General features: G+C 52.9%; 11 protein-coding genes. 10 read left to right on the top strand and 1 reads right to left on the bottom strand.

Features of this window, described 5'->3' with window-relative positions; all coding sequences use genetic code 11:
* Positions 1-6 precede the first annotated feature (6 nt).
* The 6 genes from msbA (at position 7) to NNO08_RS08445 (ending at position 6,091) form a co-directional block, all read left to right on the top strand.
* Entirely contained in the window at positions 7-1,755 is a 1,749-nt protein-coding gene (msbA, locus tag NNO08_RS08470) for a lipid A ABC transporter ATP-binding protein/permease MsbA (RefSeq protein WP_271449315.1), read from the top strand.
* The gene (lpxK, locus tag NNO08_RS08465; protein WP_271455082.1) at positions 1,752-2,729 is read left to right on the top strand and encodes a tetraacyldisaccharide 4'-kinase; all 978 of its coding nucleotides are present in this window, start codon (positions 1,752-1,754) and stop codon (positions 2,727-2,729) included. Before msbA ends, lpxK begins: the two co-directional genes overlap by 4 nt.
* A gap of 41 nt (positions 2,730-2,770) precedes the next feature.
* Positions 2,771-4,003, top strand: a complete 1,233-nt coding sequence (locus NNO08_RS08460) for a winged helix-turn-helix domain-containing protein (RefSeq protein WP_271440649.1) — start codon at positions 2,771-2,773, stop codon at positions 4,001-4,003.
* A 51-nt stretch (positions 4,004-4,054) separates the two neighbouring features.
* A complete protein-coding gene (gene ycaR, locus NNO08_RS08455) occupies positions 4,055-4,237 on the top strand; it encodes a protein YcaR (protein ID WP_003035793.1) in 183 nt (60 codons plus the stop codon).
* A complete protein-coding gene (gene kdsB / locus NNO08_RS08450) occupies positions 4,234-4,980 on the top strand; it encodes a 3-deoxy-manno-octulosonate cytidylyltransferase (protein WP_016152452.1) in 747 nt (248 codons plus the stop codon). Before ycaR ends, kdsB begins: the two co-directional genes overlap by 4 nt.
* Positions 4,981-5,197: 217 nt before the next feature.
* On the top strand, positions 5,198-6,091 hold the full coding sequence (locus tag NNO08_RS08445; protein WP_137382824.1) for a YcbJ family phosphotransferase: 894 nt from the start codon (positions 5,198-5,200) through the stop codon (positions 6,089-6,091).
* A gap of 117 nt (positions 6,092-6,208) precedes the next feature.
* Here the strand turns inward: NNO08_RS08445 and elyC are convergent, their stop codons facing one another.
* Positions 6,209-6,973 (bottom strand): envelope biogenesis factor ElyC, encoded by a 765-nt coding sequence (gene elyC, locus NNO08_RS08440; protein WP_271440650.1) that lies wholly within the window; start codon positions 6,971-6,973, stop codon positions 6,209-6,211.
* Positions 6,974-7,108: 135 nt separating this feature from the next.
* Between elyC and cmoM the strand changes: the two genes are divergently transcribed.
* From cmoM to mukB, 4 genes are read left to right on the top strand one after another with little or no spacing between them, the layout of a single operon-like run.
* Positions 7,109-7,888, top strand: coding sequence for a tRNA uridine 5-oxyacetic acid(34) methyltransferase CmoM (cmoM, locus tag NNO08_RS08435; RefSeq protein WP_040231810.1), 780 nt, complete (start codon positions 7,109-7,111; stop codon positions 7,886-7,888).
* Positions 7,889-7,891: 3 nt separating this feature from the next.
* On the top strand, positions 7,892-9,214 hold the full coding sequence (gene mukF, locus NNO08_RS08430; RefSeq protein ID WP_048212134.1) for a chromosome partition protein MukF: 1,323 nt from the start codon (positions 7,892-7,894) through the stop codon (positions 9,212-9,214).
* Positions 9,195-9,899: a chromosome partition protein MukE gene (gene mukE / locus NNO08_RS08425; protein WP_137382828.1), complete on the top strand. Its 705-nt coding sequence runs from the start codon at positions 9,195-9,197 to the stop codon at positions 9,897-9,899. Before mukF ends, mukE begins: the two co-directional genes overlap by 20 nt.
* Entirely contained in the window at positions 9,899-14,359 is a 4,461-nt protein-coding gene (gene mukB / locus NNO08_RS08420) for a chromosome partition protein MukB (protein ID WP_271440651.1), read from the top strand. The genes mukE and mukB overlap by 1 nt, the downstream gene beginning before the upstream one ends.
* The last annotated feature ends 450 nt before the right edge of the window (positions 14,360-14,809 follow it).

The raw sequence follows: 14,809 nt of genomic DNA, 5'->3' as shown, positions 1-14,809 counted from the left end.
TTTTGAATGCATAACGATAAAGATCTCTCTACGTGGCAGACGTTTCGCCGACTATGGCCAACCATAGCGCCTTTTAAATCGGGTCTGATCGTGGCGGGTATAGCGTTAGTCCTTAACGCGGCCAGCGATACCTTCATGTTATCGCTCCTCAAGCCATTACTGGATGATGGTTTTGGTAAAACCGATCGCTCTGTGCTGCTGTGGATGCCGCTGGTGGTCATTGGGCTGATGATAGTTCGTGGTATTACGAGCTATGTCTCCAGCTACTGTATTTCATGGGTGTCAGGCAAAGTGGTTATGACCATGCGCCGCCGCCTGTTTGGTCATATGATGGGCATGCCTGTCGCCTTTTTTGATAAACAGTCCACCGGTACGCTGCTGTCTCGTATTACCTATGATTCAGAGCAGGTCGCGTCTTCGTCTTCCGGCGCATTGATCACTGTGGTACGTGAAGGGGCCTCAATTATTGGCCTGTTTATCATGATGTTCTACTACAGTTGGCAGCTGTCATTGATCCTGATTGTGCTGGCACCCATCGTGTCGGTGGCCATTCGCGTGGTCTCCAAGCGTTTTCGTAACATCAGTAAAAACATGCAAAACACCATGGGGCAGGTTACCACCAGCGCAGAGCAGATGCTGAAAGGCCACAAAGAAGTGTTGATTTTTGGTGGTCAGGAAGTTGAAACCAAGCGTTTTGATAAAGTCAGCAACAAGATGCGTTTGCAGGGGATGAAGATGGTTTCTGCCTCTTCTATCTCCGATCCTATCATCCAGTTGATCGCTTCTCTGGCTCTGGCTTTCGTGTTATATGCGGCCAGTTTCCCAAGCGTAATGGAAAACCTGACGGCAGGGACAATTACCGTTGTCTTCTCTTCAATGATCGCACTGATGCGTCCGCTGAAATCACTGACAAACGTCAATGCACAGTTCCAGCGCGGTATGGCGGCATGTCAGACCTTATTTACGATTCTGGATAGCGAACAAGAGAAAGATGAAGGTAAACGCGTCATTGAACGCGCTTCCGGCGATCTGGAGTTCCGTAATGTGACCTTTACCTACCCGGGCCGTGACATTCCTGCGTTACGTAACATCAACCTGAATATACCGGCGGGCAAAACCGTTGCCCTGGTTGGACGTTCTGGTTCTGGTAAATCCACCATCGCCAGCCTGATTACACGCTTCTACGATATTGATGAAGGGCAGATCCTGATGGATGGGCACGACCTGCGTGAATATACCCTGTCATCTCTGCGCGATCAGGTGGCGCTGGTATCGCAGAACGTTCACCTGTTCAACGATACGGTTGCCAACAATATCGCCTATGCGCGTACCGATATGTATAGCCGTGAGCAGATCGAAAAAGCTGCTCAGATGGCCTACGCCATGGATTTCATCAACAAGATGGATGATGGTCTGGATACGGTGATTGGCGAAAACGGCGTGCTGCTTTCAGGTGGTCAGCGCCAGCGTATCGCCATCGCTCGCGCCTTGCTGCGCGACAGCCCGATCCTGATCCTCGATGAAGCTACGTCGGCGCTGGATACCGAATCCGAACGTGCGATTCAGTCTGCACTTGATGAGCTACAGAAAAACCGTACTTCTCTGGTTATTGCCCACCGCCTTTCTACCATTGAACAGGCAGACGAGATCATCGTGGTGGAAGACGGGCTGATTGTTGAGCGCGGAACTCATAGCGAACTGCTTGAGCAGCGTGGGGTTTATGCACAATTACATAAAATGCAATTTGGTCAATGATCGCACGTATCTGGTCCGGTGAATCGCCGTTATGGCGATTATTACTGCCACTTTCCTGGCTGTATGGTCTGGTGAGTGGCGGGATTCGTCTATGCTACAAGCTTGGGCTTAAACGTGCATGGCGTGCGCCAGTACCGGTGGTGATAGTCGGTAATCTGACCGCAGGCGGCAATGGTAAAACACCGGTAGTCATCTGGCTGGTTGAACAGCTGCAGCAACGCGGTATTCGTGTGGGCGTAGTGTCCCGTGGCTATGGCGGGAAAGCAGCGACTTATCCGCTATTGCTAACGGCAGACACCACTACCGCAGAAGCGGGTGATGAGCCTGTGCTTATCTTTCAACGTACCGGCGTACCCGTAGCGGTATCTCCGGTAAGATCGGATGCGGTAAAAGCGATCCTTGCTCATCATGATGTGCAGATCATTGTGACGGACGATGGGTTACAGCACTATCGTCTGGCTCGTGATGTTGAAATCGTGGTGATTGACGGTGTGCGTCGGTTTGGTAACGGCTGGTGGCTTCCTGCGGGTCCAATGCGTGAGCGTGCTGGTCGGCTGAAATCGGTGGATGCCACGATCGTTAATGGCGGCGTTGCGCGACCGGGTGAAATTCCCATGCATCTTGAGCCGGGACTGGCCGTTAATTTACGTACCGGTGAACGCCGCGATGTCGCGCAACTTCCTGATATTGTCGCCATGGCGGGTATCGGCCACCCACCCCGTTTTTTTGCCACGCTTGAGGCATGTGGTGCAAGGCCACAAAAATGTGTCGCACTGGCGGACCATCAGTCTCTGACCTACAGTGACGTCAGTACGTTGGTAGCCGAAGGACAAACGCTGGTGATGACGGAAAAAGATGCCGTCAAATGCCGCGCATTTTCCGATGAGAACTGGTGGTATTTACCCGTTGACGCACATCTGTCAGGCGAACGGCCTGATGCGTTGCTGGATAGCTTAATCTCGCTGACTCGCTAACCGATTCAAGCTGCGGCAGCGGATCATTTATGAGGCCATAAATGTCGTTGCCGCACCTTTCTTTGACGGATGCCCGTCATCTTCACCTTGCTGCACAAGGTCTGCTGAAAAAAACACGTCGTCGGGCAACGCCGGCGGATATTCTGGCGACCATTTCTCGCATGTCCCTATTGCAAATCGATACCATCAATATTGTCGCGCGTAGTCCCTATCTGGTGCTGTTTAGTCGTTTGGGCGACTATTCCCCCCAATGGCTCGATGACGCCTTACTGCAGGGTGAACTGATGGAGTACTGGGCGCATGAAGCCTGTTTTTTACCGCGCAGTGACTTTATGCTGATACGCCATCGGATGTTGGCTCCGGAAAAAATGGGCTGGAAATACAAAGCGGCGTGGATGAAAGAACATGCGCATGAGATTGAGCAGCTGTTACAGCATATCCAGCATAATGGGCCGGTACGCTCAGCCGATTTTGAGCATCCACGTAAGGGTGCCAGCGGCTGGTGGGAATGGAAACCACAAAAGCGGCATCTGGAAGGGCTTTTTACATCCGGGAAAGTGATGGTGGTGGAGCGGCGTAATTTTCAGCGAGTGTATGATTTAACGCATCGCGTCATGCCTCATTGGGATGACGAGCGTGACTGGCTGTCGCAGGATGAAGCCGAAATTGTGATGCTGGATAATAGCGCTCGTAGTTTGGGTATCTTCCGGGAGCAGTGGTTGGCGGATTACTATCGACTGAAGCGCCCGGCGTTAAAAAACTGGTGCGATATGCGAAGGGAACAGCGACATATAATTCCTGTTGATGTAGAAGGGCTGGGCACCCTGTGGCTGCATAGCAACCTTCAGCCGCAACTGGAACTTGCTCTGGCAGGAAAGTTGACTGCCACTCACAGCGCTGTTTTATCCCCGTTTGACCCGGTGGTCTGGGATCGTAAACGGGCTGAACAGCTGTTTGATTTTAGCTACCGACTGGAATGCTATACGCCAGCGGCCAAACGTCAGTACGGCTATTTTGTCTTACCTCTGCTGCATCGCGGCCAGTTGGTTGGACGTATAGATGCCAAAATGCACCGTAAAACCGCTGTGCTGGAAGTCATTTCACTGTGGTTACAGGATGGCGTTAGGCCCGGGGTGACGCTACAAAAAGGCTTGCTCCAGGCCATCAGTGATTTTGCTCGCTGGCAGCAGGCGACGCGAGTGACATTGGGGAATTGCCCGGACGGTTTATTTGCTGACTCTCGGCACGGTTGGGAAATAGACCCAGCCTCTTAATTGATTATGTTAATATTTACGGATTCACAATCCGGTCCATCTGGAGGAACTATGGATCATCGTCTGCTTGAAATCATTGCCTGCCCGGTATGCAATGGAAAACTCTGGTTTAACCAGGAAAAACAGGAACTGATTTGTAAACTGGATAACCTTGCTTTCCCACTGCGCGATGGCATTCCCGTTTTGCTGGAAACCGAAGCCCGTGTTCTGACTGCTGATGAGAGTAAATCATGAGTTTTGTGGTCATTATTCCTGCGCGTTATGCATCCACGCGTTTGCCGGGTAAGCCGCTGCTGGATATCAACGGCAAGCCCATGATTGTGCATGTGCTGGAGCGAGCGCGTGAATCTGGCGCTGAGCGTATTATTGTTGCCACCGATCATGAAGATGTCGCTCGCGCGGTAGAAGCGGTGGGTGGCGAAGTGTGCATGACACGTGCCGATCATCAGTCCGGTACGGAGCGTCTGGCGGAAGTTGTCGAAAAATGTGGTTTTAGCGATGATACCGTTATCGTGAACGTACAGGGCGATGAGCCGATGATCCCGGCGGTCATTATTCGTCAGGTGGCAGAAAATCTGGCGCAACGTCAGGTCGGAATGGCGACGCTGGCAGCCCCCATTCATAGCGCGGAAGAAGCATTTAATCCGAATGCGGTAAAAGTTGTGCTGGATGCCGAAGGCTATGCACTCTATTTTTCCCGTGCGACGATCCCATGGGATCGCGACCGTTTTGCCAAAAGCCTCGAAACGGTGGGCGATACCTTCCTGCGTCACCTGGGCATTTACGGTTATCGCGCCGGATTTATTCGCCGCTATGTAAACTGGCAGCCGAGTCCGCTTGAGCATATTGAAATGCTGGAGCAACTGCGTGTGCTGTGGTACGGCGAAAAAATTCACGTCGCCGTTGCTAAGGAAGTGCCTGGCACAGGGGTTGATACCGCTGAAGATCTTGAGCGCGTTCGCGCTGAGATGCGTTAGTTTTTCTCACGATTCTCCATCAAGATACGCTGAATAATTTAAGTTGCAGGAGGCTTTACTCACCTGCAGCTTGAAGTATGACGTGTATTTTTGGGAGGCGTATCGTATCGTTACGCTTTTCCTCCACTTTTCTTTTCATCAATTGATCTCATCCGGGTGACATCTGTCTGCACGACGCTCATTATGAAAGCAGTAGCATTTATGAGGGCAATCTGAAATGGAACAGTTGCGTGCCGAACTCAGCCATCTGTTGGGTGAAAAACTCAGTCGTATTGAATGCGTAAATGAAAAAGTGGATACGGCCCTGTGGTCACTGTATGACAGCCAGGGAAATCCGATGCCACTGATGGCGAGAAGTTTCACCACACCGGGGATGGCGCAGCAGTTAGCCTGGAAAACTACCATGCTGGCACGCAGCGGGACGGTGCGTATGCCAGTCATTTATGGGGTCTTAACGCACGAAGAGCATCCCGGCCCTGATGTCCTGTTGCTTGAGCGTTTACGCGGTGTGCCGGTAGAAGCGCCTGCCCGAACCCCGGAACGCTGGGAGCATTTAAAAGATCAGATCGTGGAAGGCTTGCTGTCGTGGCACCGTCAGGACAGTCGTGGCTGTGTGGGGGCGGTGGACAATACGCAAGAGAATCTCTGGCCATCCTGGTATCGGCAGCGTGTTGAAGTGCTATGGAGCACGTTAAACCAGTTCAACAACACCGGACTGACGATGCAGGACAAGCGAATTTTGTTTCGTACCCGAGAATGCTTACCTGCCTTGTTTGAAGGCTTTAATGATAATTGCGTACTGATCCACGGTAATTTCAGTTTACGCAGTATGCTCAAAGATGCCCGTAGCGATCAGCTTCTGGCGATGGTGGGACCTGGCTTAATGCTGTGGGCACCGAGAGAGTATGAATTGTTCCGCTTGATGGACAATGCGCTGGCGGAAAGTCTGTTGTGGCAGTATTTACAACGTGCGCCGGTGGCGGAATCATTTATCTGGCGGCGCTGGCTATACGTGTTGTGGGATGAGGTTGCGCAACTGGTCAATACCGGACGTTTTAGCCGCTCTAACTTTGATCTGGCGACTAAATCTCTGCTGCCCTGGCTCGCCTGAGTAGCCGGTTGCGGCATTGCCGGATGGCAGCCTGAGCGCCTTATCCGGCCTACAATTGAGCGCTGAACACGCCGGCCTGATAAGACGCGTGAGTGTCGCCATCAGGCAGCATTCCTGTCAATGTTCCGATCCCTTCAGCCACTGCCAGATGCGTCCCAACGTTTCGTAACCAACCCGATCGCTATGCATCAGCCAGACAGGCGAAGGAATTGCTCGCTCCCACGGATTGAGTGGTGAATCGATGGCCAGTTGATTGGCGGGTGCAGGCAAAGGATGCAGTCCGGCCTGCTGGAAGAAAATCATCGCACGCGGTAAGTGCGATGCGGATGTCACCAGCAGGAACGGCGCATCGCCAATAGCCTGTTTTACTGCAATCGCTTCTTCTTCGGTATCTTTAGGTTTATCCAGCGTAATGATCTCGCTGCGGGGGACGCCCAGCGACTGCGCCACGCGAGCACCGACTTCGGCCGTGCTGACGTTATTGGTTTTCGCGGCCGCGCCGGTAAAAATCAGCTTCGATCCGGGATTCGCCCGCCACAAACGAATACCTTCATTCAGACGCGGAAGACTATTACTGATGAGGTTAGAACTCGGCGCCCACTGCGGATTCCAGGTGTACCCCCCACCCAGCACCACGATGTAGTGCACTTTTTGTGTATCCTGCCAGGTAGGATAACTGTCCTCAAGCGGTTTCAGCAGACGATCGGCGACAGGTTGCAGGCTAAGCAGTAAAAGTGCGAGCCAACTCAGGCTGATACACACTTTCCCCGTTTTCTGAAAGCGGCTAAACCAGATCAACCCCAGGCCGATGCCCATCACAAGCAGTATCAACGGAAGCGGCAGCATCATACCGCCAATCACTTTCTTCAGCGTAAAAAGCATCCTTTTTGGTTCCTTTTTTAACCATATAGCAGGGGATCTGCAGCGATATTACACCAGGAAGGTTCATTCTCGGCGTGGGTGTGACAAAATAGCGGTTTTACTTAGTTGCCCTAAAGCCAGCCTGTGGAGAGCCCGATGCGGGATCGCAATTTTGATGACATTGCAGAGAAGTTTTCCCGTAACATTTACGGCACCACCAAAGGCCAATTAAGACAGGCTATTCTTTGGCAGGATTTGGATCGCTTACTGCCCACGCTCGGTGAACAGAAATTACATATTCTGGATGCAGGGGGGGGCGAAGGGCAAACGGCCATCAAAATGGCGGAGCGCGGTCACTTCGTGACATTATGCGACCTGTCCGGTGAGATGATCGCCCGTGCGCAGCAGGCAGCAGAGGCAAAAGGTGTGAGCGGAAACATGCATTTCATACAATGCGCCGCTCAGGATGTTGCTGCGCATTTGGAAAGCCCGGTTGATCTGATATTGTTTCATGCTGTGCTGGAATGGGTGGCTGAACCAGTTTGCGTGCTGCAAACCCTGTGGTCGGTATTGCGTCCCGGCGGCGCGTTATCGTTAATGTTCTACAATGCTAACGGTCTGCTGATGCACAACATGGTCGCAGGGAATTTTGACTATGTGCAGGTTGGGATGCCAAAACGTAAAAAACGTACGCTTTCACCAGACTACCCGCGTGAACCAGGACAGGTTTATCAGTGGCTGGAAGAGATCGGTTGGCAGATAACCGGTAAGACAGGCGTACGCGTGTTTCATGATTATCTGCGAGATAAGCATCAACAGCGTGACGGTTATGAAATGTTACTTGAGTTAGAAACGCGCTATTGCCGCCAGGAGCCGTATATCAGCCTTGGCCGCTATATTCATGTCACCGCGCGCAAACCGCAGATGCAAGGATAACCTATGAGTGAATTTTCCCAGACAGTCCCCGAACTGGTTGCCTGGGCCAGAAAAAATGACTTCTCCATCTCTCTGCCGGTAGACAGACTTTCGTTCCTGCTGGCGGTGGCCACGCTGAACGGTGAGCGACTTGACGGTGAGATGAGCGAAGGCGAGCTGGTGGATGCGTTCCGCCATGTGAGTGATGCGTTTGAGCAAACCAGCGAAACCATCGGTGTTCGCGCCAATAACGCGATTAACGACATGGTACGTCAACGTCTGCTGAACCGCTTTACCAGCGAGCAGGCGGAAGGTAACGCTATTTATCGTTTAACGCCGCTGGGGATTGGCATCACGGATTACTATATCCGCCAGCGTGAATTCTCGACATTGCGTTTGTCGATGCAGTTGTCGATTGTTGCTGGTGAGCTGAAGCGCGCGGCAGATGCCGCCGCGGAAGGTGGTGATGAATTCCACTGGCACCGCAATGTCTATGCACCATTGAAGTATTCGGTAGCGGAAATTTTCGACAGTATCGATTTGACTCAGCGCATTATGGATGAGCAGCAGCAGCAGGTAAAAGACGATATCGCACAGTTGCTGAACAAAGACTGGCGGGCGGCAATTTCCAGTTGTGAAATGCTGCTGTCTGAAACGTCTGGTACGCTGCGTGAGCTGCAGGATACGCTGGAAGCCGCAGGCGATAAGCTCCAGGCGAACCTGTTACGCATTCAGGACGCGACGATGGCACATGACGATTTGCATTTCGTCGACAGGCTAGTGTTCGACCTGCAAAGCAAGCTCGACCGTATTATCAGTTGGGGTCAGCAATCCATCGATTTGTGGATCGGCTACGATCGACACGTGCACAAGTTTATCCGTACCGCTATTGATATGGATAAAAATCGCGTCTTTGCACAGCGTTTACGTCAGTCTGTCCAGAGCTATTTTGACGATCCGTGGGCGTTGACCTATGCCAATGCCGATCGTCTGCTGGATATGCGTGACGAAGAGATGGTACTGCGTGATGAAGAAGTCACCGGTGAGTTGCCTGCCGATCTGGAATATGAAGAATTTAACGAGATCCGCGAACAGCTGGCGGCAATTATCGAAGAACAGTTGGCTATCTATAAATCCAGACAAACGCCACTGGATCTCGGATTGGTCGTGCGCGAGTATTTGGCGCAATACCCACGTGCGCGTCACTTCGACGTTGCGCGTATTGTTATCGATCAGGCGGTACGCCTTGGCGTAGCGCAAGCAGACTTCACCGGACTGCCAGCCAAATGGCAGCCGATTAATGATTACGGAGCCAAGGTACAGGCGCATGTCATTGACAAATATTGAACAAGTGATGCCGGTCAAGCTGGCGCAGGCGCTGGCGAATCCGTTATTTCCGGCGCTGGATAGCGCCTTACGTTCGGGCCGCCATATCGGCCTGGATGAACTGGATAATCATGCCTTCCTGATGGATTTTCAGGAATATTTTGAAGAGTTTTACAGCCGCTATAACGTGGAATTGATTCGTGCACCGGAGGGGTTCTTCTATCTACGTCCGCGTTCAACCACGCTTATTCCGCGCTCGGTCTTGTCTGAACTGGACATGATGGTCGGTAAAATTCTTTGCTATCTCTATCTCAGCCCGGAACGTCTGGCGAATGAAGGGATCTTTACCCAGCAAGAACTGTACGACGAGCTGCTAACGTTGGCTGATGAAGCCAAATTGCTGAAGCTAGTGAACAACCGTTCAACCGGTTCAGACGTTGACCGCCAGAAGCTACAGGAAAAGGTACGCTCTTCACTTAACCGCCTGCGCCGTTTAGGCATGGTGTGGTTTATGGGCCACGACAGCAGCAAATTCCGTATTACGGAGTCTGTGTTTCGCTTTGGCGCGGATGTGCGTAGCGGCGACGATCCACGCGAAGCACAGCGTCGCTTAATTCGTGATGGTGAGGCGATGTCGGTCGAGAACCACCTGCAGCTCAATGATGAGCCAGAAGATAATCAGCCGGACAGTGGAGAGGAAGAATAATGATTGAACGTGGTAAATTTCGCTCACTTACGCTGATTAACTGGAATGGTTTTTTTGCTCGTACGTTTGACCTTGATGAGCTGGTTACCACGCTGTCGGGTGGGAACGGGGCGGGTAAATCCACCACCATGGCGGCATTCGTTACAGCGCTTATCCCGGATTTAACCCTGCTGCATTTTCGTAATACCACCGAAGCCGGCGCAACTAGCGGCTCACGCGATAAAGGTCTGCACGGAAAGCTGAAAGCAGGTGTCTGTTACTCGATGCTTGACGTGCTCAACTCGCGCCATCAGCGTGTGGTCGTCGGCGTGCGTCTGCAGCAGGTTGCCGGGCGCGATCGTAAAGTGGACATCAAACCGTTTGCGATTCAGGGGTTGCCGATGTCGGTGCAACCAACCCAACTGGTTACGGAAACCCTGAACGAACGCCAGGCTCGCGTTCTGTCTCTCGCCGAGCTGAAAGAGAAGCTTGATGAGATGGAAGGTGTGCAGTTTAAGCAGTTTAACTCGATCACCGATTATCACTCGTTGATGTTCGATTTGGGCATCATTGCCCGTCGTCTGCGCTCTGCGTCCGACCGTAGTAAATTCTATCGCCTGATTGAAGCCTCGCTGTACGGCGGTATCTCCAGCGCCATTACCCGCTCGCTGCGTGATTACCTGCTGCCAGAAAACAGCGGCGTGCGTAAAGCGTTCCAGGATATGGAAGCGGCGCTGCGTGAAAACCGTATGACGCTGGAAGCCATTCGCGTCACCCAGTCGGATCGTGACCTGTTTAAGCATTTGATCAGCGAAGCGACTAACTATGTGGCAGCGGATTATATGCGCCACGCTAATGAACGTCGTATTCACCTCGACAAAGCGCTGGAATATCGCCGTGAACTGTACACCTCGCGCCAGCAGTTAGCGGCTGAGCAGTATAAGCACGTGGATATGGCGCGCGAGCTGGGTGAGCATAACGGCGCGGAAGGCGATCTTGAAGCCGATTATCAGGCGGCAAGCGATCACCTCAATCTGGTGCAAACTGCGCTGCGTCAGCAGGAAAAGATTGAACGCTACGAAGCGGATCTTGAAGAGTTGCAGATTCGCCTCGAAGAACAAAATGAAGTCGTGGCAGAAGCTGCCGATCGCCAGGATGAAAATGAAGCCCGTGCGGAAGCTGCCGAGCTGGAAGTGGATGAGCTGAAAAGTCAGCTGGCCGATTACCAGCAAGCGCTGGACGTTCAGCAAACGCGAGCCATCCAGTATACTCAGGCGATTCAGGCACTGAGCCGAGCCAAAGAGCTTTGCCATTTACCCGATCTCACCGCCGACAGTGCCGCTGAATGGCTGGAAACCTTCCAGGCCAAAGAGCAGGAAGCGACCGAGAAGTTGCTGACGCTGGAACAAAAAATGAGCGTGGCGCAAACTGCGCACAGCCAGTTCGAGCAGGCTTATCAGCTGGTGGCGGCTATTAATGGTCCATTGGCGCGTGGTGATGCCTGGAGCGTCGCGCGTGAGCTGCTGCGCGAAGGTGTTGAACAGCGTCATCTGGCGGAACAAGTTCAGCCATTACGCATGCGTCTGAGCGAGCTGGAACAGCGTCTGCGGGAACAGCAGGAAGCCGAGCGTCTGCTGGCTGAATTCTGCAAACGTCAGGGTAAGCATTTCGATATCGATGAGCTTGAGGCTCTGCATCAGGAGCTGGAAGCGCGCATTGCCGCCTTGTCTGACAGCGTATCGTCTGCCAGCGAACAGCGGATGGCGCTGCGTCAGGAACAGGAACAGCTGCAATCCCGTATTCAGCATTTAATGCAACGCGCGCCGGTCTGGCTGGCTGCGCAAAATAGCCTGAATCAACTGAGCGAACAGTGCGGCGAAGAGTTTACCTCCAGCCAGGACGTGACCGAGTATTTGCAGCAATTGCTGGAGCGCGAGCGTGAAGCCATTGTTGAGCGTGATGAAGTTGGCGCACGCAAAAACGCGGTTGATGAAGAAATTGAACGTTTAAGTCAGCCGGGCGGGGCGGAAGATCAGCGTCTGAACGCACTGGCGGAACGCTTCGGCGGCGTGCTGCTGTCAGAAATTTATGACGATGTTAGCCTCGAAGATGCGCCGTACTTCTCTGCACTGTATGGCCCTTCGCGGCATGCTATCGTGGTGCCGGATCTGTCGCTGATTACTGAGCAACTTGATGGGCTGACGGATTGCCCGGAAGACCTCTACTTCATCGAAGGGGACCCGCAGTCGTTTGATGACAGCGTCTTCAGCGTCGATGAACTTGAAAAAGCGGTGGTGGTGAAAACCGCCGAGCGCCAGTGGCGTTACTCCCGCTTTCCAACGGTGCCGATTTTTGGTCGTGCCGCGCGTGAAAGCCGTATCGAAACGCTGCACGCTGAGCGTGAGGGGCTGTCTGAACGTTTTGCGACGCTTTCATTCGACGTACAGAAAACACAGCGTCTGCATCAGGCATTTAGTCGCTTTATCGGCAGCCATCTGTCGGTAGCGTTTGAGGCCGATCCAGAAGCCGAAATTCGTCAGTTGAATAGCCGTCGCGTTGAGCTCGAACGTGCGCTCACCAACCATGAAAATGATAACCAGCAAAGCCGTACGCAGTTTGAACAAGCGAAAGAAGGTGTTTCTGCCCTGAACCGTCTGCTGCCGCGTTTAAATTTGCTTGCGGATGACACATTAGCCGATCGCGTGGATGAAATTCGCGAACGCCTGGATGAAGCTCAGGAAGCGGCGCGTTTTATTCAACAACATGGTAATCAGCTGGCCAAACTGGAACCGATGGTTTCCGTTCTGCAAAATGACCCAGAGCAGTTTGAACAGCTGAAAGAAGACTACGCGTATTCTCAGCAGATGCAGCGTGATGCGCGTCAGCAGGCCTTTGCACTCACTGAAGTCGTTCAGCGTCGGGCGCATTTTAGTTATTCCGACTCCGCCGAAATGCTCAGCGGTAACAGCGATCTGAATGAGAAACTGCGTGAGCGTCTGGAACACGCGGAGGCTGAACGTACCCGTGCTCGTGAGGCTTTGCGCAGCCATGCCGCACAGCTAAGCCAGTACAATCAGGTCATGGCCTCGCTGAAAAGCTCTTATGACACCAAGAAAGAACTGCTGAACGATTTACAACGCGAACTGCAGGATATCGGCGTTCGTGCTGATAGCGGTGCGGAAGAACGTGCGCGTATTCGTCGTGATGAACTGCATGCGCAGCTTAGTAATAACCGTGCTCGCCGTAATCAACTGGAAAAAGCGCTAACCTTCTGCGAAGCAGAGATGGAAAACCTGACCCGCAGATTGCGCAAGCTTGAGCGCGATTACCATGAAATGCGTGAGCAAGTGGTGACCGCGAAAGCCGGCTGGTGTGCCGTGATGCGGATGGTAAAAGACAACGGCGTTGAACGTCGCCTGCACCGTCGTGAGCTGGCTTATCTTTCCGGCGATGAACTGCGTTCGATGTCGGATAAGGCGCTCGGTGCGCTGCGCCTGGCGGTGGCGGATAACGAGCATCTGCGCGATGTACTGCGCATGTCTGAAGATCCCAAGCGACCAGAACGTAAAATCCAGTTCTTCGTGGCGGTCTACCAGCATCTGCGTGAACGTATTCGTCAGGATATCATCCGTACAGACGATCCGGTCGAAGCCATCGAGCAGATGGAGATTGAATTGAGCCGTCTGACGGAAGAGTTAACCTCCCGTGAACAGAAGCTGGCTATCAGCTCGCGAAGCGTGGCGAACATCATCCGTAAGACTATCCAGCGTGAGCAGAACCGTATTCGTATGTTGAACCAGGGTCTGCAAAGTGTGTCGTTCGGTCAGGTAAACAGCGTTCGTCTGAACGTAAATGTGCGTGAAACACACGCGACTTTGTTGGATGTCCTGTCCGAGCAGCATGAACAGCATCAGGACCTGTTTAACAGCAACCGTCTGACCTTCTCTGAAGCGCTGGCGAAGTTGTATCAGCGTCTTAATCCGCAGATTGACATGGGGCAGCGTACGCCACAAACCATTGGTGAAGAACTGCTCGACTACCGCAACTACCTGGAAATGGAAGTTGAGGTTAACCGTGGTTCTGACGGTTGGTTACGTGCTGAATCGGGCGCATTGTCCACGGGGGAAGCGATCGGAACCGGGATGTCAATCCTCGTGATGGTTGTACAAAGCTGGGAAGATGAAGGTCGCAGACTGCGTGGGAAAGATATCTCGCCATGCCGCCTGTTGTTCCTTGATGAAGCCGCACGACTCGATGCCCGCTCCATCGCAACCCTGTTTGAACTGTGCGAGCGTTTGCAGATGCAGCTGATTATTGCAGCGCCGGAAAACATCAGCCCGGAGAAAGGCACAACTTACAAACTGGTGCGTAAAGTCTTCCAGAATACCGAACACGTTCACGTGGTGGGTCTGCGTGGTTTTGCCCCTCAGTTACCTGAGCCGTTACCTGGCATAGATGATGCCTCTTCGCAGGCAAGCTAAGTAAAAAGGCGGTGTTAAAGCCTAATGCCTGTCAGTTAAGCATGTAGGGTGAATATGTGATTCTTGCTCAGGGTTCCGTTCACCTCAGCAGTATCACTTCTCTGAATCACAGATACCTGTGAACGTGCAAGGGAGGCTCGCCGCCGCCTCCCTTGCAACCCAGGCTCCCGGCGGGAAAATCGTCGCTGCGCGAGTTATTCGTCTTATGCCGTCTGCCTGTCGGGTCGGGGCCGAGCCTGCGTCCCTGCAGGCCGTCCTCTCTACCCGCATCCCTGCGGGCAGCCCCGGTCCGCCGTCAACGTCTCATCGATTTTCAGCCGGACCGAGGATATCGCTTCTACTCTCTGACTTTCAGGTATTTCGGTTTCGCTGTTTGAAAAAACGGCGGAAATGGTCAGATATGGGCTGGTCCGGCTGAAAATTGCCGACGTGTTTCCGTAAGGCCGGGAG

The organism is Citrobacter sp. Igbk 17, from assembly GCF_028069775.1.
GTDB lineage: Bacteria > Pseudomonadota > Gammaproteobacteria > Enterobacterales > Enterobacteriaceae > Citrobacter.
This window is presented reverse-complemented; position numbering and strand designations above follow the sequence as displayed.